General features: G+C 65.5%; 16 protein-coding genes. 6 read left to right on the forward strand and 10 right to left on the reverse strand.

Annotated features, from left to right (window positions below; translation table 11 throughout):
- Positions 1-638, forward strand: a 638-nt coding sequence (locus tag ACIQ7H_RS10740; protein ID WP_395791243.1) for a hypothetical protein, incomplete at its 5' end; no start/stop codon positions are given.
- Positions 639-686: 48 nt separating this feature from the next.
- On the forward strand, positions 687-821 hold the full coding sequence (locus ACIQ7H_RS10745) for a GreA/GreB family elongation factor (protein WP_395791329.1): 135 nt from the start codon (positions 687-689) through the stop codon (positions 819-821).
- A 59-nt stretch (positions 822-880) separates the two neighbouring features.
- On the opposite strand, the gene ACIQ7H_RS10750 is transcribed toward ACIQ7H_RS10745, so the two are convergent.
- The 6 genes from ACIQ7H_RS10750 to ACIQ7H_RS10775 form a co-directional block, all read right to left on the reverse strand.
- Positions 881-2,428 (reverse strand): ATP-binding cassette domain-containing protein, encoded by a 1,548-nt coding sequence (locus ACIQ7H_RS10750; RefSeq protein WP_395791245.1) that lies wholly within the window; start codon positions 2,426-2,428, stop codon positions 881-883.
- Between the two features lie 246 nt (positions 2,429-2,674).
- Entirely contained in the window at positions 2,675-4,927 is a 2,253-nt protein-coding gene (locus ACIQ7H_RS10755) for a DUF5916 domain-containing protein (protein WP_395791247.1), read from the reverse strand.
- A gap of 223 nt (positions 4,928-5,150) precedes the next feature.
- Positions 5,151-6,605 carry an NAD(P)(+) transhydrogenase (Re/Si-specific) subunit beta gene (locus ACIQ7H_RS10760; RefSeq protein WP_395791249.1) on the reverse strand — a complete coding sequence of 485 codons (1,455 nt, stop codon included), beginning with the start codon at positions 6,603-6,605 and terminating at the stop codon, positions 5,151-5,153.
- A 3-nt stretch (positions 6,606-6,608) separates the two neighbouring features.
- Entirely contained in the window at positions 6,609-6,902 is a 294-nt protein-coding gene (locus ACIQ7H_RS10765; protein ID WP_395791331.1) for an NAD(P) transhydrogenase subunit alpha, read from the reverse strand.
- Positions 6,899-8,035 carry a Re/Si-specific NAD(P)(+) transhydrogenase subunit alpha gene (locus ACIQ7H_RS10770; protein ID WP_395791251.1) on the reverse strand — a complete coding sequence of 379 codons (1,137 nt, stop codon included), beginning with the start codon at positions 8,033-8,035 and terminating at the stop codon, positions 6,899-6,901. The genes ACIQ7H_RS10765 and ACIQ7H_RS10770 overlap by 4 nt, the downstream gene beginning before the upstream one ends.
- Before the next feature lie 316 nt (positions 8,036-8,351).
- Entirely contained in the window at positions 8,352-10,715 is a 2,364-nt protein-coding gene (locus ACIQ7H_RS10775) for a DUF1631 domain-containing protein (RefSeq protein WP_395791253.1), read from the reverse strand.
- A 227-nt stretch (positions 10,716-10,942) separates the two neighbouring features.
- On the opposite strand from ACIQ7H_RS10775, the gene ACIQ7H_RS10780 reads away from it, so the two are divergent.
- Positions 10,943-11,506, forward strand: a complete 564-nt coding sequence (locus ACIQ7H_RS10780) for a nitroreductase (RefSeq protein WP_395791255.1) — start codon at positions 10,943-10,945, stop codon at positions 11,504-11,506.
- Positions 11,503-12,390 carry a 5'-3' exonuclease H3TH domain-containing protein gene (locus ACIQ7H_RS10785; RefSeq protein ID WP_395791257.1) on the forward strand — a complete coding sequence of 296 codons (888 nt, stop codon included), beginning with the start codon at positions 11,503-11,505 and terminating at the stop codon, positions 12,388-12,390. Before ACIQ7H_RS10780 ends, ACIQ7H_RS10785 begins: the two co-directional genes overlap by 4 nt.
- Positions 12,391-12,632: 242 nt before the next feature.
- On the opposite strand, the gene ACIQ7H_RS10790 is transcribed toward ACIQ7H_RS10785, so the two are convergent.
- On the reverse strand, positions 12,633-14,024 hold the full coding sequence (locus ACIQ7H_RS10790) for a hypothetical protein (RefSeq protein WP_395791259.1): 1,392 nt from the start codon (positions 14,022-14,024) through the stop codon (positions 12,633-12,635).
- A 123-nt stretch (positions 14,025-14,147) separates the two neighbouring features.
- Between ACIQ7H_RS10790 and ACIQ7H_RS10795 the strand changes: the two genes are divergently transcribed.
- Positions 14,148-14,705 carry an NUDIX hydrolase gene (locus tag ACIQ7H_RS10795; RefSeq protein WP_395791261.1) on the forward strand — a complete coding sequence of 186 codons (558 nt, stop codon included), beginning with the start codon at positions 14,148-14,150 and terminating at the stop codon, positions 14,703-14,705.
- Between the two features lie 131 nt (positions 14,706-14,836).
- On the opposite strand, the gene ACIQ7H_RS10800 is transcribed toward ACIQ7H_RS10795, so the two are convergent.
- A complete protein-coding gene (locus tag ACIQ7H_RS10800) occupies positions 14,837-15,982 on the reverse strand; it encodes a hypothetical protein (protein ID WP_395791263.1) in 1,146 nt (381 codons plus the stop codon).
- Positions 15,983-16,134: 152 nt separating this feature from the next.
- Between ACIQ7H_RS10800 and ACIQ7H_RS10805 the strand changes: the two genes are divergently transcribed.
- On the forward strand, positions 16,135-16,287 hold the full coding sequence (locus tag ACIQ7H_RS10805) for a hypothetical protein (RefSeq protein ID WP_395791265.1): 153 nt from the start codon (positions 16,135-16,137) through the stop codon (positions 16,285-16,287).
- Between the two features lie 252 nt (positions 16,288-16,539).
- Here the strand turns inward: ACIQ7H_RS10805 and ACIQ7H_RS10810 are convergent, their stop codons facing one another.
- Entirely contained in the window at positions 16,540-18,150 is a 1,611-nt protein-coding gene (locus ACIQ7H_RS10810; RefSeq protein WP_395791267.1) for a phytoene desaturase family protein, read from the reverse strand.
- Positions 18,151-18,154: 4 nt separating this feature from the next.
- Complete coding sequence (locus ACIQ7H_RS10815) at positions 18,155-18,859, reverse strand: fumarylacetoacetate hydrolase family protein (RefSeq protein ID WP_395791269.1); 705 nt, start codon at positions 18,857-18,859, stop codon at positions 18,155-18,157.
- Positions 18,860-19,002: the final 143 nt, after the last annotated feature.

Raw genomic sequence — 19,002 nt, forward strand, 5'->3', positions numbered from 1 at the left:
GTTCAAGCTGCGGATCTGTCTCCACTTCGATGCCTGCCTTGCTCACTGAAACCTCCTCAAACCGCCCCACAATTGTTATCTATAAAAACCGAGAACAACTGTTGGGTAGGAGGTTGACACGTAGGGGTCTCACCGCGGCGCATTTGAACAACGCGCGCCATCACGCTGGCAATCAGATCTTCGTCACCCTCTTCCACCACGGGCGCGCGGTGATGGTGCAGCGCGATACCGGCGCCGCAAGGGAGGTGCTGTGCGGCCTGCTCAATCCACACGGCTTCGAGCCCGGGTGGGACGGCGAACACATAGTTACTGACACCCGCCGCGGTCAGTTGATTTTTCTCGACGAGAACTTCGACGTGAAGTCCGTGCTGGTGATGGATGCCTGCGCCCCGGTCGAAAGCCGCGACGGGCTCGGCGAGTGGCTGCAGAACGTGCTGCACCTCGATCGTGGGCTCTACGCCGCGGTCGACATCCATCGAAGCTGTATTTGGCTTTTCGAGACCGCGACGCAGCGCTATCGCAAAATTGAAGTGAGTCACGACTGGGCGGTGCAGAGCCGGACTGAGCGACCCGGCTGTATCCGTTGCTCGGTGCAGCGGCCCGGACGCGAGCCAAGGTTGGCCGCGGCCGGCTTGTAGCGCGGAAGTCGGAGTAGCAGTCGCCAAGCCGACGATTGCCCAGACGAAATCGATTCCAGCAAGGGCTGTATCAGCACAGACCAACCGCTGGCGCGCGCTGCGCTGAAGAATCGCGCCGACGACGAGTTCGAGGCCGCGCTGCCGGCCGGCCTGCTGCGCTTCGCGGTGCTGAAGGTGAGCTAAAGCGCGCCAAACTCGCACGCTGGCGGCTGACGCCTCGCGACCGTTGGGAAGCACCGCGCTCAACCGATGCGGATCCGCCCAGCACCACCCTGCCCGTCCAGCCGCAAGCCATCCTCCACGCCAATCGAGCGCAGAAGCTCCAGGCTATGGCTGACCACCAGCAGCGCACCGGGGAACTGCGCCAGCGCGTGTTCCACTGCGGCACGCGCGGGCAGATCAAGAAAGCTGTCGGGCTCATCGAGCAGAAGCAGATCCGGCAGCCGCTGCGGATCGAGCTGAGCGCACAGCGCGAGCTTGCAGCGTTCGCCGGTCGACAGGGATTTCGGATGCGTCATCCATTGATCGGCGCCGAAGCCGAACCAGCTCAGGCGCTCGCGCCGCTCGGCTTCGCTGGACTGCGGCTGCAGTGCCGCGATACAAGCCAACAGGCTGTCGGCGGCGGGAAGAGTCGCGTGCTGATCGATCAACACGCAGCGCTGCGCGCCGCCGACGATCGTGCCAGCAGCCGGCGGCATGCGCCCCGCCAGTGTGTTCAGCAGAAGACTCTTGCCGCTGCCGTTGCGGCCGACGATCGCCAGCCGTTGCGGGCCACGCACTTCCAGATCAAGCGCGCGCAACACAACCTCGCCCGCCACCTCGATGCGCAGCCCGCGCGCCTGCAGCAGACGTCGGCCCGCGGGCGGGCCGAGCCCGTCAATACGCAGGTCGAAGCGCGCCTGCTGCTGCAGCCGTGAGCGCTGCTCCTTGGCGCGAGCAAGCAGCACCTGCTCGCGCTGCGCGGCTGCGGCGAGGCGACGCCCCGCGCCGGACTCGGCCCGCTCCTGCAAGAAGTCGAAAGCCATCGCGCCTTGGCTGCCGCGCGCGCGTTCGCGACGCCCCTGGCTGGCACGCTGCTCACTGCGCTCGCGCGCGCGCTGCGCGGATGCGCGCTGCTGAACCAGTGTCGCGCTCGCCTCATGAACCGCCCGCTGCTCCGCGGCGCGTTCGACCGCGCGCAGTTCGCGGTAAGCGTTGTAGCCCATCGCATAGTTGTGCAGGCGCCCGTTCGAGAACTCCAGCACGCGCTGGGCCGCGCCGAGCAGCTCGGGCGAATGGCTGATCAGCAGCGCACCGCCGCGATGAAGCGCCAGCGCGCGCATCAGCCAAGCCTGACCTTCGGCATCGAGATGCACCCCCGGCTCATCAAGCACCAGGAACGCGCACGAATCCGACAGTTCTGCCGCCAACGCAAGCCGCACCACTTCGCCACCGGACAGGCTGCTGATCGGCCTGGACAGATCGAGCCCCGCCAGCCCCAGCTCAGCCAGCCGTGCCCACAGCCCGGGCTCAGACATTGCGTGGGACAGTGTCTCCAGAACGCTGCCGCCCACGGCACGAATTGCGGACGGATCAATTAGACGCACCGGCGCGTGCCTCAACACCGCGCCGCCGGCGGGCGGCTGCAGGCCGGCGAGCGTCCGACACAGGCTGGACTTGCCGACCCCGTTGGCACCGATCAAGGCAACGACGCGCGCATCCAGACTCAGCGAAACCGGCGCCAGCAACGCACGCCCACAGGGAAGCTGCAGCGCAACCGCGCGCAGCTCAAGACAGACAGAGGAAACCATTCAACACCTCGCCGCCCACGGCGCCCAAAGCGCGCCGGCGGGCTCATCGCAGATCAATACACCGGCGCAGCGGCCGGGCTGGATGCGGGTTAGACGAGATAGTTCATGGCACGCGGGTCAGGGGCGAGGTGCGCAGAGTACGACCTGCGCCAGCGGATACTCAAGCATGGCAGGAGGCGTGCATCTCTCTGCCGCCATGCATCGCGGCCAATCGGGTGCTGCGAGAGCGAAGCCCGATCGCCGGCATCAAAACCCCCAGCGCAGCTTCGCCAGCACCTGGTTCGCGGTCTCATTCGCACCGGCGCGGTCGAACAGGCGGTCCAGCCCGACCGCATCCTCGTCTTCGCCGAAGTAGTCGCCGCCGCGGCTGAGCACCAGGTAGAGCTCGCGCTGCGGGCCGAACTCGTAGCGGTAGCGGATCTGCGCGGCCAGCGTGGCCAGGCTGAAATCGGAGGGCGCGGCGGCGCTCTGCAGCGTCCCGTTGAGCACCGCGTATCCGGCGCGGGCGCGGGCATCCAGGCCGACGTACTGGGCGCGGAGGCGCACCTCGTGGCCGGCCCGTGGGAACCATTCAAGGGTCCAGTCGAATTCGACCTGCCGGCGCGCGTACTGGCCGAGGCGGTTGTCGCCGTCCCAGATCAGCCAATCACTGCTGTCGATATACGAAGCCGCCAAGGTGGTCGAGAACTGCTCGCCGATGAACCAGGTCGGCGCGAGTTCGAGCTCGCGTGCCCAGCCACTCAGGCCCTGACGATAGGCTTCGACGCCGGCATCGAAGCGCCAGCGGCCCAATCGCTGGCTTTCGTATTCGAGGCCCAGGTAGGGCTGTGCGGGCAGGTGTACGCTGCCATTGCCGCGCAGGATCAGATCATCGACAAAGCGCCCGGTGCCACCGACATAGGCATACAGGCGCGCCGCGTTGACGAAGCGCCACTGCCGCAGCAGCTCGGCGCCCGCGTACAGGCGCTCGCCGGCGCTGTTGCGCTGCCACAGTAGCTCGGTCTCCCACACGCTTTCGCGCAGCCGCGAGCCGGCCGGATAGCTGCGCGTGTACCAGCTGTGCGAGGCACGCAGCTGGGTCAGATCCGCGCGCGGGAGGTAGCCGAGATCGGCCAGCTGCAGATCGCGGCCGTAGCGGTTGAACTCGTATTCCTGCCGCCAGCGCTCGCTGATGACGTGGTCCATGCGCAGCCACAGCAGACGGCCGTCGCGATCGCCGCGAATCTCATCAGAGATATCGCTCTGCCCGGCCGCGCCGCGCAGCTGCAGGCCTTCCAGCGGGCGCCACAGGCCATCGACCACGCCGGTGCGCGCCTCGCGCTGCAGGGTCGGCCGCAGGGTGTCTGTGAGGCTCACGCCGTACTCGCCGCTGGCAGCACGCATGCGGCCGCGCAGCACGCGGAACTCGCGCCCTTCGGCCAGGCTGCTGTCTTCTTCGGTTGCAATCAGCGCGCCGATATCGGCCGGGCCGAAGGCGCCGGTGTACTTGATCGCCGCATCGACTTCGCCGATGCCCTCGGGGCCGGCATCCGGCCGAGCGCCGATGCGCCGCGTATTGACCAGCAGCGCGCCGCCGCCGAGCGGCACGTCGAACAGGCTCTGGTTCTCGGTGAAGAATGGACGCTTCTCGCTGAAGAAGGTCTCGATGGCGCTGAAGTCCACCACCAGCGCATCGCTCTCAACCTGGCCGAAGTCGGGCTTCAGCGTTGCGTTCAAGCGATGGCCACCGCTGGCCAGATAGAAATCGGCGCCGGCGCGGGTGTGGATGGTCTCTGCCAGGCGATCGTTCGCCACCGCGACGTAGGGCACTACATCCAGCCGCAGGCCACTGTGCGCGTCGATCTCGAAGCGCGCCATGTCGGCGACGAAGGTGGGATTCTCGAAGTCGTAGTGCGGATGCGAGAAGCGCAGGCCGTCCTGCTCGATCACCCGCGACAGATACACGCCGATCGTGCTGCGTCCATCCTCGATCCGGCCCAGCGGCGCGATGCCCCAGGGCAGCCGTACCTCGACACTCCAGCCGTCGGCGTCCTCGGCCACCGCCTGCTGCCAGACGCCGTCCCAATCGTATTTGTAGCTGTTCTGGCCGGTAACGATGGCATCCTGCACGCCACCGCTGAGGCTCACGGTGAACTCGTAGGCGGTGCTGCCGGCGCCCTCGAAATCGATGATCAGGTTGATGCGGTCGGCGCGCGCCTGCGCATCGCGCCGGGTCGGGTGGCGGGTGCGGGCGAACTCTGCGGGCTGCTCGGCGCGGATGCCGAAGTACAGGCCGTCGTCGCGCGAAAGCACCCGAACCTCTGTGCGCACCGGTGGCTGCTCGCGCGTTAACGGCAGCACGGTGCGGAAATCGTCGATGTGCAGGGCATCTGCCCAAGCAGCCTCATCGAGACGACCGTCGAGCTCGATCTCATCGGCCATCGCGGTGGCCGCCACCAAAAAACAGGCGATGCCGGCGAACAGAAGCCGGCCAAGGGGGAGAAACACAGAGGAACGCATGGGCTACCGCTGCAGCGGCCGGGCGACGCAGGGTACGCGAAGGCACGCGACCAGCGACCGGCCGGAGGTCATGTGTTCAGTACTCAGCAGGGATTGCCACGCGGAAAGAAGAACGCCCCGTCCTTGCGAACGGGGCGTTCGATGTCTGCGTTCAAGCAGTCAGGCAACTCTCGAACTCCAAGCATGCGGAGTCACCGCACTTGAGAATCCCGAATCCGTGCCTTCAGTGCCCTCCGTCCAACGCCTTCAGCTCGGCCACCAGTTGGCTGACCATATTGGCGCCGTCGCCGAACAGCATGCGCGTGTTCTCGGCGTAGAACAGGGCGTTCTCGATGCCGGCGAAACCGGTGCCCTTGCCACGCTTGATGACGATGGTGTTTTTCGAGTTGACGACATCGAGGATCGGCATGCCGTAAATCGGGCTGGCCGGGTCGGTCTTGGCGACCGGGTTGACCACGTCGTTGGCGCCGATCACCAACGAGACGTCGGTGATCGGGAACTCCGGGTTGATGTCGTCCATGTCGACGATCAGGTCATAGGGCACGCCGGCTTCGGCCAGCAGCACGTTCATATGGCCCGGCATGCGGCCGGCGACCGGGTGGATGGCGAACTTGACTTTGACATCCCGCTTGAGCAACTGCTGGGTCAGCTCCCACACTTTGTGCTGGGCCTGCGCGACCGCCAAGCCGTAACCAGGCACGATCACCACGCGTTCGGCGTAGGCCATCATCGCCGCCACATCCGAGGCCTCGATGGGTTTCTGCGAGCCGGTGATTTCCTTCGCTTCGCCGCTGCTGCCACCGAAGCTGGAGAACAGCACATTGCTGATCGGCCGGTTCATGGCCTTGGCCATCAGCTGGGTCAACAGCATGCCAGCCGCACCCACCACGGTGCCGGCGATGATCAGCGACTCGCTCTGCAGCACGTAGCCTTTGAACGCGACCGCGAGGCCGGTGAAGGCGTTGAACAGCGAGATCACCACCGGCATGTCGGCGCCGCCGATCGGCAGGGTCATCAGCACGCCGAACACCAGGGTCAGCACGAAGAAGGCGATGATGATCCGCACGTCGAGCTCGAACACCAGCCAGGCGCCGAGGCCCAGACAGGCCACGAACACCAGCAGGTTGACGAACTGCTGGCCGCTGAAGCTGAAACGTTTGTCGAGCCGGCCATCGAGCTTGGCCCATGCGATCACCGAGCCCGAGAACGACACCGCGCCGATCAGCGAACCCAGGATGGCCAGCACCAACTTGGTTGTGTCCAGACAGGCATGTGCGGCCATGTCGGCCGGCGTGCAGGCGCCAGTGTGTGCGGCCGAATTGATCAGCGCGAAGGCGCCGATTGCCGCCGCCGAGCCGCCGCCCATGCCGTTGAAGATCGCGACCATCTGCGGCATGTCGGTGATCGGCACCCGCTTGCCCCAGGCCCAGAACACAAACGACAGCACGATCGCCAGCACCATCAGGCCGAGATTGATCGGATCGATGCCGTGGCTGCCCCAGGTGCTGGGTGCGAAGAAGGTCACCACGGTGGCGATCACCATGCCGAAGCCGGCCCAGCGGATACCGCGCTTGGCGGTGACCGGTGAGCCCATCTGCATCAGGCCGATGATGAACAGCAGGGCCGCGGCGAAGTAGCTGGCCTTGGCGAGCAGGTCGAGCAATTCAGGAAGGCTCATCGATCAACCCTCCTTCTTCTTGCTGGACTTGAACATCTCCAGCATGCGCTCGGTGACCACGTAGCCGCCGACCGCATTGCCGGCGCCGAGCAGCACGGCGATAAAGCCGATCGCGCGCTCCAGATTGGTGTCCGCATGCGCCAGCGAGATCATCGCGCCGACCACCACGATGCCGTGGACGAAGTTGGAACCCGACATCAGTGGCGTGTGCAGGATCACCGGCACCCGCGAAATGATGATGTGGCCGCAGATCGCAGCCAGCATGAAGATATACAGCGCAACAAAACCGTCCATCAGCCGGCCCCTCCTTCGATTCGCTGTTGGGTGGCGGCGTGCTTGATCGCGCCGTCGTGGGTGAGGCAGGTCTGCGCCACCAGATCGTCGGTCCAGTCGAGCGCGATCGCGCCGTCCTTGATCGACAGGCTGAGGAAGTTGTGCAGGTTGCGCGCGTACATCTCGCTGGAGTGGATGCAGCCCATCGAGGCCAGATGGGTCGGCCCAACCACGCTGACCCCGTTGGCTGTCAGCACCGTTTCGCCGGCGCGGGTCAGCTCACAGTTGCCGCCGGTTTCGGCGGCGAGGTCGACGATCACGCTGCCGGCTTTCATGCCCTCCACCATCGCGGCGGTGATGATCTTCGGCGCCGCGCGGCCGGGCACGGCTGCAGTGGTGACGATCACGTCGATATTCTTCAGGTGTTCGGCCAGCTTGCGCTGCTGCTCGGCGCGTTCTTCTGCGGTGAGTTCGCGCGCATAACCACCGGCACCTGCAGCGCTGACGCCGAGGTCAAGAAACTTGGCGCCGAGCGATTCGATCTGCTCGCGCGTTTCCGGCCGCACATCGAAGCCTTCCACCTGCGAGCCGAGCCGGCGCGCTGTGGCGATCGCCTGCAGACCAGCGACGCCCGCACCGACGATCAACACCTTGCTCGGGCGGATGGTGCCGGCCGCCGTGGTCAACATCGGAAAGAACTTGCCGCTGACCTGGGCGGCAATCAGCACCGCCTTGTAGCCGGCCATGCCGGCCTGCGAGCTCAGCACATCCATCGCCTGTGCACGGGTGGTGCGCGGCAGCAGCTCCATCGCGAAACTGGTGATCTTGTGGTCGCGCAATGCCTTGATGCGGGCGTCACCGGTATGCGGCTGCAGGAAGCCGATCACCACCGCGCCTTCACGCAGGCCGGCGATCTCATCATCCTCAGGCGGCTGCACCTTAAGCAGCACGTCGGCGCGGGCGAGTGCCGCGGCGGCGCTGTCGACGAACTCGACGTCGATATAGGCGGTGTCAGGGAAGGCCGCTGAAACACCTGCGCCCTTTTCCAGAACGACGGTCAAACCCGCCGCGCGAAGCTTCTTTGCGATTTCCGGTGTCAACGCCACCCGGCGTTCGCCGGGCACGCGTTCGACCACGGCACAGACCGTACCAGCCATTCGGACAACTCCCCTCTTGTGAACCCCACGTGGATGCTAGCCGAAAGTCCTAGGCAGAGGGATGACACCGGGTGCAATGCCGGGGTCGGCATATGTCAGGTAGAGCGGCAGCAGCTCTGCCCGCGACGCGAACAATACGCGAGATCGATCGGTTCGCGCACTCGCAGGCCTCGACCGCTCACGTCATCGTTTGGGCTCGCACCTTGCCACTGCAGAACACGGAGCGAGAAAACACTGAACACCGCACTCGAACCGGAACCCGGGCCGGCTCGCACACTCAGCGTCCGGCCCCGGCTTCAATGCGCGGCCCGCGCTATCACTCCTGCGCGCCTTTGCCGGATCCAGCGGCCGAGTTGGCGCGCAAGCGACCCAGCACTTGGTTCATGGCGTGCTCGAAGGCCGCATCGTTCTGGCGAATGATCAAGCGCTTGGCGCCGATCATCGCGGCCAGCTCTTCCGCCGACGCGACGCAGTAACGCAGGCCGCGGCGATTCACGAACAACAGGCGATTCGAGATCGGGCTCTGCCAGCTCAGCTTGGCCGGCTGCGAATTGCCATCCTCGTCGAAGAACTGCACCCAAGTGCCGACCGGCATCTTGCGGATGCGCTCGACGTCGCTGGCTTCGAACTCAAGCCCGGCGAGTGGATCCGGCTCAGCCTCGGCTTCGGCGTCGTCGCTTCGAACCGTTGCAGCCAGCGTTGGCGAATCTGCAGGGGGGGCGTTGCGCTCGACCGAGACTGCCAGCTGCTGTTGGATTTCCGGCGAAGCGGCGCGTGGGCTCAAGGCTGCAAACAGGGACTGCAGTACTTCGTCAGCTGCGTTACCCACGCAGCCGGCGCTTTGCAGGACCGGCTCAAGCATGGGCCTCAGCGAAGAGAATGAGGTTTCCGAGAACTGACGGCGCTCGCGCGCTTCCATCCAGGCGCCAAGCAAAGCATCCCCGGCGGACAGGGCGGCCTGGTACTTGGGCGCGTCGTGGCCTTCGCGCAGGCCCATCAGGGTGATGTGATGCACCCAGTAGCGACGCAGGAAGGAATCAATCGCGGGCGCTAGATCGGCGTGCACCTCAAGCCTGCGACCCAGCTCGGCGCTGGCCGCGGAGCGCGCAAACTCCAGCCGCTCCTTGCCGCGCTGTGCTTCCGCCGCACGTCGTTCGGCGAGTGCAATCCGCCGCCGATGCTGTTCGATGAACTCACGGAACTCCTGCTCCAGCGTCTCGAAGATGGCCACATCTTCGTTGAACTCGACCGACAGTCGATCAACCGTACGGCGCACGCGGTCGAGCAACTCGCGATCCTGCGGCGCCTCGCCCGAGTTGCCTTCGCAGGCCTCGGCCAATGAGTTCAGCAGCTTGCGCGCCGGATGCGACTTCTGCAGAAACATCCGCCGGTCCAGCATCGCCACCTTGATGAAAGGCACGATCAGCCGACTGATGGTGCGACGGGTGTCGGTGTGGAAGTCGCGCTCTTCCAGCAGCACCTCGAACAGCATGCCGACCAGATCGATAGCGTCCTCGTCGGCCGCGCTCATGCGCGAGGTGTTCGGGTCCAGTCCCAAGCGCTCAGCGCCGGTCAGCAGCTCCTGCTTGAGGCGCTGCGACAGGCTCTGGTCGGGATCGTCGATCGCAGCACTGACGGACTCAGGCAGGTCGTTCTGATACAGCGATAGCACCGAGAGCATCTCGTTCGGCGACAACGGCCGCAGCGGCAAGGTTTCGCCCATCCCTCCGATGGCCGACTCGGGCGTCTTGGCGCCGGGTGCCGCACCTGGCGCCCGGCCTGCGCGCGTTCCGCGGTAGCTCTCCAGAAGCTCGTGCAGGGTCGAAAACAGCGCCTGCTCGGCGGCCGGACTGACCTGTGACTGCGGCTCGCCATACTCCCGCTGGGGAGGCGGCTGATAGCCCGGGTAATCACCCTCTTCGCCAGTCGATTCGTTGGACGCGGATCTCGGCGACGGAGCTCCCGGCCGCCGCGCCACGGTGTGGCGGATTTCCGGCAGCACCCCCGACTCGATCAGCGCCTTGTTCATGTCGACATAAAACGCCGGCAACAGCCGCTGCAGCTCGCGCTCGTACAGCTTGAACAGCAGCACCTTCACCCGCACCGAAACTTCGCAGCCATCCAAGGACTTGCGGAAGCCCTGCGCGATGTAGGAGGGTCCCACCGGCGAATTCTCATCGTCGATTTCGACGCCGCCGATCAGAGCCGACAGACGCCGATTCAACTGATGCAGTGCCGGGCCCAGTCCACGCGAAATCGCAACCGCGACCATGCGTGCGCTGAGCTGCTCTTCAAGCTCGTCCTCGCTGACCAGACTAAGTTCGCCCGGCGCGGGCTTGGTGGAATTTTCGAGGTCGATGCGGACCGGCAGTCGACGCTCGTAGGCGCCAAATGCATCGACGAAATAGTTCTGGAAGCGCTGCTCGATCTGCGGCCGCTGGCGACGCAGTTCACGCATCGCGTCGAAATACTCTTGGTGATTGAGCGAGCCATCGGCGCGCTGCACGAAGTCGAACAGCGTGTTATCCGCCTTGTCAAGCACCTCGCCAAGAAACGCGGGCAGGCGCTTGACTGCGCGCGCGCGCAGCCCGGTGACGAGAGCCGATATGTCGACGCCGTGCTTCATGCCGAGTCGGCCATTGATGTCCACTATGTTGTCGGGGGTAGACTTGCTGTTCATGGCACGGCCTGATTATGAAGCTGAATCCCCTTAGGTTCGCGAGTCTACGGACGAGGCAGCGCTGGAAACGTGAGTCGGCTCGCGCTTCAGGGGTGATCGGCCTCAGTCCAACCCTGCCTCGGCTCGCAATGTTGACAGACAACGACCCTGCTGCGACACCTCTGACCCCCATCGACCCGGCCCGTCACTCCGCCTGACCCCCTTCCGCTCAACATTCCTCAAACCCCATGACCGTCTTTGTTCTAGAACGTCGCAGATCCACCCCTTCGCGCCTGCTGGGTGAGCCCGGCCCCAGTGATTCGCAGCTGCTTGAGATGCTGCGAGTCGCCTCACGCGTACCGGACCACGGTGCCTTGGCTCCGTTTCGCTTTTTGCGCGTCGCGGGCGATGCCCGCGCCCAGTTGGGAGATCGACTGGCCGCACGCAAACTTGAGCTAGAGCCTGGCTGTGACGAGGGCGTGCTCGCCAAAGAGCGGGGGCGATTCGTGGCGGCGCCGGTGGTGGTGATCGTGATCGGCTGCTATCAAACCCCACACAAGATCCCCGCGATAGAGCAGCAACTGACGGCAGGTTGCGTGTGTTTCAGCCTGCTGCAGATCGCACAGGCAATGGGTTTCGGCGCACAGTGGCTGACCGCATGGGCCGCCTATGACCCCGTCATCGCCGGGCAACTGGGCCTCGCAGACAGCGAAGCCGTGGTCGGCTTCATTCACATTGGCACGGCCCGCGAGAGCGTCGGGGAGCGGCCACGCCCGGACGTTCTTGAGCGACTAAAGGACTGGCATCCTTGAATCAGACTCCCGCGCTGCTGGTGGATGCCAGCCTGTACGTGTTCCGCGCGTGGCACTCGATACCCGACGACTTCGTCGACAGCAACGGCCGGCCGGTCAATGCGGTGCAGGGATTTCTGCGGTTTCTGCTGGAATTGTTGGAGCGGCAACAGCCGGAACGCATCGCCCTCGCCTTCGATGAATCGCTGGAAACGTCGTTTCGCAATCGAATTTTCCCCGCTTACAAGGCGAACCGCGAGCCTGCACCGGAGTCGCTGAAGTACCAGTTCCGCCAATGCATCGCCCTGACGCGCGCGCTGGGCATCAGTGCGCTGGTTGACTCAGAGTTCGAGGCGGACGATCTGATCGGAAGCCTGTCGACCGCGCTGCGGTCACACGAAATCAACAGTCTTATCATTTCCGCTGACAAGGATCTCTCGCAGCTGCTGTATGCGGGCGACTGCCAGTGGGACTACGCGCGCGACTTGCGCTGGGACGTCACTGGCGTACTTGCGCGCTACGGCGTGGAGGCACGGCAGATTCCAGATTTTCTGGGCTTGGCCGGCGACGCGGTCGACAACATTCCCGGCGTGCCAGGCGTGGGCGCCAAGACTGCAGCCGCACTGCTGGCCCACTTCCACACGCTGGATGAGTTGTTGCTGCGTCTGGCTGAGCTGCCCTACCTTCGCCTGCGCGGTGCTGCAGCGCACGCGCAGCGGATCGGTCAACACCGCGAGCTGGCATGCCTGAGCCGTGAACTTGCCACCATCCGGTGCGACATCGAACTGGGGGATGCACTGCTGCTGAGCCGACGGCGACCCGCTGACCAACACCAGCTGCAGTTGCTGGCTGACGAGCTGAAGCTGGGGCCGATGACCCGGCGTCGCCTGCAGGCACTGGACTGAGCGACTTCCAGGCGGCGCTCCGATGATGGCCGACTCAAGGCCCGCATCAACCGGGTGGAGCACATGAAGCGCGGAGCCCGCGGCGGCAATGCCGCTTCACGGTGCCGTGCGCACCCATGCAACGAACGGCTGCGCGATACGGGCAGCTGCCCGTTCAAGCCAGCTGAGGCGCCAGGCGATCAACGCAGCCACGGTGCCCAGCCTCGCCGCGAAACCCGCCGGCGAAGCCTCGTGCCGCAAGCTCACATCTCAGCCGCTTGCATTCCGGAGTCGGCGCGGATGCTGAAAATCTTCGCGCCTTCGAGCGCATCTTTGTTTCGCGGCAAACCAAAGCGGTCGTACTTGTCGCGCTGACTGTTGCCGATCAGCAGCACCTCGCCATCGCTGTTCAAGGTGGCGCCGGCCGGCATGGTCAGATCGGTGCGGCCTACGGAAATCGGGTCTGCCTTGACCACGTTGCGTCCGGAGGCATCCAGGGCGAGTCGCTGGATGCGATTGGTCGGCAAGCCGTTCTGCACCACCAGCAAATGGCCATCGAGGTAGGTCATGCCCTCGATACCGAACAAGGACGTACGTGGCGGCACTGCGATGTCGAAGGCCTTGGCGGCCGCGAGGTCGAAGCCGAAAACGCCGCGCTCTGAGTCGGCGAAGTAGAGGATTTTCGAATCATCTGAAGTCGCCAGCGCACGGATGCTGGTGAGTGTTGGCGCGTGCAGGATGCGGGTGAAGGTGTCGTCCCGGATCTGATACAGGGCGTTGTTGATGGCATCGGCCACGTACACCGCGCCATCGTTTGCAACGGTGACGTAGGTCATCGAAAACGGGCTGCCGCTGATCACCGGCGACAGGAAGCTCTTAATGAACTTGCCATCCGACAGCCGGAACTTGAAGACGCCGGCCTTGCCGAGATCCGCTTCCGCATCGTAGCCCTTGAAGTGCGGCACGGCGGTCGAGGCAACCCAAAGAAAGCCGCGCTCGACGTCCACGCCAACACCGAACACGCCCCACATGCCGTTCTCATCATTGGCTGTCACCAGCGGCTTGAGCGTGCCATCCGAGCCGACCAGCGAAACCGAGCCCTCGCGAACGCTACCCACCAGCAGCTGGCCGCGACTGCGGTCGAAAGTCAGCGACTCGATCAGCAAATCATCCTTGGGCAAGGTCATCGCAACCCTGCCCGGACCGACAGGCTCGCCATTCTTCTTGAGCACACCCACAATGTAGTTCCACACCTCAGTCGTGCTCACCTTCGAAAAGCGATCGTCCACGCTCGGGTCGTAGCTGAAACCCGTCGCGTGCAGCTCCAGCAGGGTGTTGTAGGTTTCGCTCTTGCGGTCCTGTTGCGCCAACACGGCCGCCATCTCGTACATGTAGAGACCGGTGTGCGGGCGCAGCGCAATCAGGCGCTGCCAAACCAGCAATTCACTGTCCAGATCGCCTTGCTGCTGCAGCTCGCCGGCGAGCTGCAGCAGCCTGCTGACATCGTCCACGCTGGCGATCGCTTCGCCGACCTGCGCGGGTGTGGGCCGAGCACCCGCCGAACCTTCGGGCTGCTGCGCGGGCGCTGTGGGCGCGCCTCCCTGCGCGTAGACGGAAAGTGGCAGCAGGGCGAGGATCAACAGTCTTGCGAGCATGCGGTAGAGTTCCGAAACGGTAGGCGTGATCGACAACGCCCACGGCGGGAAGGTTCCCTGCCGCGATGTGGTCGTATGATGGGGCGCCAATTCTAGCGGCTTGCGCCGCCGGCATACCCGCCCATGCAAACGCCACCCGCTTCCGACACCCCTGAAGTCCTGCATGAGGGTCGTTTCCTGCGACTGTGCAAGCGCGGCCGATGGGAATACGCCGAGCGTACCAATGCCAGCAGTGCGGTGATTGTGGTGGCACTGACGCCGGACGACCGCATCGTGTTCGTCGAACAGTTTCGCGAACCGATCCAGTGCAGGAGCATCGAAATGCCGGCCGGCCTGGTCGGCGACATCGACAGCGAAGAGTCGATTGAGCTTGCCGCCGAGCGCGAATTGCTGGAGGAAACCGGCTGGCAGGCCGGGCGCGTGCAGTTCCTCACTATGGGGCCGTCTTCCTCCGGCATGAGTACCGAGTTGATCGCCTTCGTGCGCGCCTACGGCCTGACCCGGGTGCATGCAGGCGGTGGCGATGCGACCGAGAACATCACCGTGCACGAGGTGCCACGCGCAGAGTCAGCGGCCTGGCTGGATGCCAAGCGTCGCGAGGGCTATTCGATCGACCCCAAACTCTATGCCGGCCTGTATTTCGTGGACCACGATGCGGATGGGTCCCGCGCTTCCATTTGAGCGCTCCGCCGTTGGCCCGCTGCGCGTCCCAGCGTACGAAAGCGCCTGCGGTCGAGACCGATTAGGCAATGCGCGGGGCCGTACGAATGGACCGGCGCGGCAGTCGAGCGAGCTCTCGGCCCGGTTGATTTTCAGGGAAATCGTCGCCGCGCGGCCAGGATCGCCCGGGCCAGCGCGAGCGTCAGCATGAGGTCCAGCGCGTACTGCGCGCCGGCTAGGTGCTTGCTGAGATCACGCACACCTTCACCCAGCAGCGCGACGATCACCTGGCTGATGAAGATCAGGATCAACAGCAAGCCGGCGGCCGCGACATCGTCCGCCGTCCGCGACAGGCGCCACAGCGCGAGTATCAGCGCAGCCGAGAGCAGCAGCGGCAGGGCCCAGGGTCGAATCAGTGCGTCGCGCAGCTCCGTAAGGCGCATGAGTGCGCGTGTTGTGGTCGGCACGTGGATCTTGGTCAGAACCACGTAGTGCGCGTCCGCGTCGACGTGAAAGTAGCGAACGGTCAGATGCGGCGGCAGCCCGCTGGCGATCAAGCGCACGGCCACTGAAGGCATCGCCACGTACGGCCGCAAGGTATCGAGCAAGCTCTTCGAACGCGCCCCGGGACATGGGCTGTTGCCCGGCACCGGGTCCACCGAATCCAGCGTGAGCAAGCGGTTGCCCCAGGCATCAACGCCGATGCATGCGCGCTCGGCGGGAGCGAGCCCCATCTGCTCCCGCTCCGGCTCGGTCATGGCCAGATATGAACCGAGATAGGTCGAGTGGTGGTGGTTGAAGCCCATCACATCGCTGATCAACAGCGGCGCGAAGCACAGCACCTGAGCAAGCGCGAGCACGCCGAGAGTGGAACTGCGCAGACGCGACTGGCGTGACTGCGCCTGCAGCCACATGACCGCCAGCATCAGCAGGGGCAAATAGAAGAACTGCGCCTTGGCACCGCCGCACATCAGCAGACCGACCAGCAACAGGCCAAGTCGTGCACGTCCATCGCCCCAAAGCAGTGCGGCCAGCAGCATCGGCAAGCCCAGGAAAAAGCTGAACTCGGCATAGAAGGACTGCAGAAAGGCGACATTGTGTGCCGCGAACGAAACGAGCAGAAAGACACCCGCCAGAACAATCCTGCCGGTCCCGACCAGCGCCAGGTGCTTGCCCACCGCGATCGCAAGCACAAGCAGTGACAGCACCCAGATCGACTTGGCTGCGACGCCCAGATGCTCCAGATCGAAGCGATCCTGATAGCCCGCCTGCAGCAGTGCGGCGCCGGCAAACAGCAAAGGACGAAGTCCCTGACGACGGGTTCGGGTGCGGCAGGCCGCTCTGCAGCCGCCAGCGCGTGTGCGGCGCATCGGCTGCAGCGTCTTCGCCAGGCGCGAGCGGCTCGCCGATGATCCGCGACACGGCGCGCGGGTAGTCGCCCTGATCGACCATGCTGATCGGCAGCGAAGCGGCGATCAGAACAATGACAAGCCCAAGCAGCCCGACCAAGCCTGCCATCACCGCAGGGCTGAAGGCCTTCCTCGCCTGCTGGTGGAGCTTGAGTTTTGGAAGCTTCGAATCAGGCCTCATCGATGACGCCTGAGGGTCGAACTCAAGGTCCGCCTGTCGCGTGCAGTTGATGCAAGCGACACACCAAATGCAGCGGGCTCACGATGCCAACGCCGAGCCGCGCGCCGTGGCAGGCAGCGCCGCTCGGGACATTCAAGAGCTCGACTACGCGAAGATCCACGGCAGGCAGCGCGGGAGTGCGCGGCCAAGCGAAGCCACGGTTTGAAGTCAGCCCCACGCCGTTTGCGCTCGACATGCGCAACGCCGATCTTGCCTGCGGCCGACCTCACCAGCCGCGACCGCGGTCCCGCAGTACTTCGCGCGCCGCGTTGTGACCGGGCAGACCGCTGACGCCGCCGCCGGGGTGGCTGCCGGAGCCGCAGAGGTACAGGCCCTTGATCGGCGCGCGATAGTCGCCGTGGCCCAGCACCGGCCGTGCCGAGAACAGCTGGTTCAGGCTCAGCGCGCCGTGGAAGATGTCGCCGCCGATCAGGCCGAACTCCTGCTCCAGATCCCACGGCGATAGCGCGCGGAAGCCCAGCACCGAGGCTTTGAAGTTCGGTGCCGCGGCGTTGACCGTATCGATCATCAGCCGCGCGACTTCATCGCGATGGTCCTCCCAGCGACGGCCGTCCGGCAGCTCGGGCGCGACGTGCTGGCAGAACAGGCTGGCGACATGTGCGCCCTCAGGCGCGAGGCTGTCGTCCAGCGTCGATGGAATCAGCATCTCGACGATCGGCTGCTGCGACCACCCGCGGGTGCGGGCATCAAAGAAGGCCTGCTCCATGTAGCGCAGGCTCGGCGCAATGATGATCCCGGCGGTGTGGTGCTCAGCGCGTTCGCGCCCGGGCAGGCAGCTGAAGTCGGGCAACTCACTCAGCGCCACGTTCATGCGGAAGGTGCCGGACCCGCAGCGATAGGCCCGCATGCGCTCGGCAAAGTCGGCGCCCAGTTCAGCCGCGGGCAGCAGCCGATTAAACAGCAGCTTCGGGTTGAGATTCGACACCACGCAGAGCGCGCGCAGCACCTCGCCAGTGGACGTGCGCACGCCCACCGCCCGTCCGGCTTCGACCAGCACTTCATCCACGGCCTGGTTCAGCCGCACATCGACGCCGACCGACTTGGCCGCCAGCGCCATCGCCTGAGTGATCGAGCCCATGCCGCCGATCGCATGTCCCCACACGCCCTGCTTGCCGTTGACCTCACCGAACACGTGATGCAGCAGCACATAGGCGCTGCCGGCCGAGTAGGGGCTGGCGTAGTTGCCGACCACGCCGTCGAAACCGAACAGCGCCTGGATCGGCTCGGACTCGAACCAGCGTTCGAGGTAGGCACCGGCCGAATCGGTGAACAGATCGAGCAGATCGCGCTGCGCCTCCAGCCCCATGCCGGCAACCCGGCGGCCCAGCCCTGCGGCCTTCAGCAGCTCGGGTACGGCCTTCAGAAAACCACCCTCGACGGCATTCGGAGGCGTCTGCAGCGCCATCTCACGCAGCAGGCCGGCGACGCGGTCGAGATGCTCACCATAGGCCGGCAGACGCTCGGCGTCGCGGGCGCTGAACTTGGCGACCTCAGCCTGCGTGCGCCCCTCGCCCGCCTTCAGATAGCGGCCATCCGGCAGCGGCAGGAAGTTGCCCAGCTCACGCTCGACGATGCGCAGGCCGTGGCCGTGCAGGTCGAGATCGCGGATCACCTTCGGGTGCAGCAGGGACACCGTGTAGCTGGCGGTGGAATTGCGGAAACCCGGATGGAACTCCTCGGTGACTGCCGCGCCGCCGACCACACCGCGCCGTTCGAGCACCCGCACGGACAGCCCGGCCTTGGCCAGATACGTGGCGCAGACCAGGCCGTTATGGCCGCCGCCGATGATCAGCACATCCGAACGCAGGTCAGACATTCGTTCAGCGCTCGACGATTTGGACGCTGACCTTGCCGACTCCGTCGACCGAAGCCACCAGCGCGTCGCCGGCGACGCAGGGGCCCACGCCGGCCGGCGTGCCAGTGAACACCAGATCACCCGGCTCCAGCCGCACAAAGCTTGAGAGATTCGCCAGCAGCTCAGGCACCGACCAGATCAGATCAGCGATATCGGCATCCTGGCGCAGCTCACCGTTCTGGTGCAGCTGGATGCGTCCAGCGCTTGGATGGCCGATCCGCGCCGCCGGCACGATCGCACTGCACGGCGCCGAGCGGTCGAAGCCCTTGGCCATATCCCAGGGCTTGCCGCCCTTCTTGGCCTGCGCCTGCAGATCGCGGCGGGTCATGTCCAGGCCCACCGCGTAGCCGAATACCAGCGCCTTGGCCTGCTCCGCGCTCAGGTTCTCACCGCTGCCGCCGATCGCGACCACCAGTTCGGCCTCGTAGTGCAGATCCTGGGTCTGCCCTGGATAGGCCAGGCGCGCGCCATCGGCCACCACGGCATCACCCGGCTTCATGAAAAAGAAAGGCGCCTCGCGGCTCGGATCCGCCCCCATCTCGCGCGCATGTTCGGCGTAGTTGCGGCCCACGCAGTAGATGCGCCGTACCGGGAAAAACTGCTCGCTGCCGTCGATGGCGAGGCACGGTGTCGCCGGCGGCGGCAGAACATACAGGCTGGACTGGGGCATTGCGGGCTCCGGCTGAGGGCTGGTAGTCGGGAATCGGGAATCGGGAATCGGGAATCGCCTGCAAGCATAGCTGGCCGTCGCGATCGTGCCCCCTGCGAAAGGCTGGGCGGTGGTGGACGATCGCGCCGGCTTGACGCAAGGCG

The sequence above is a fragment of the Aquimonas sp. genome (assembly GCF_044377145.1).
Lineage (GTDB): Bacteria > Pseudomonadota > Gammaproteobacteria > Xanthomonadales > Xanthomonadaceae > Aquimonas.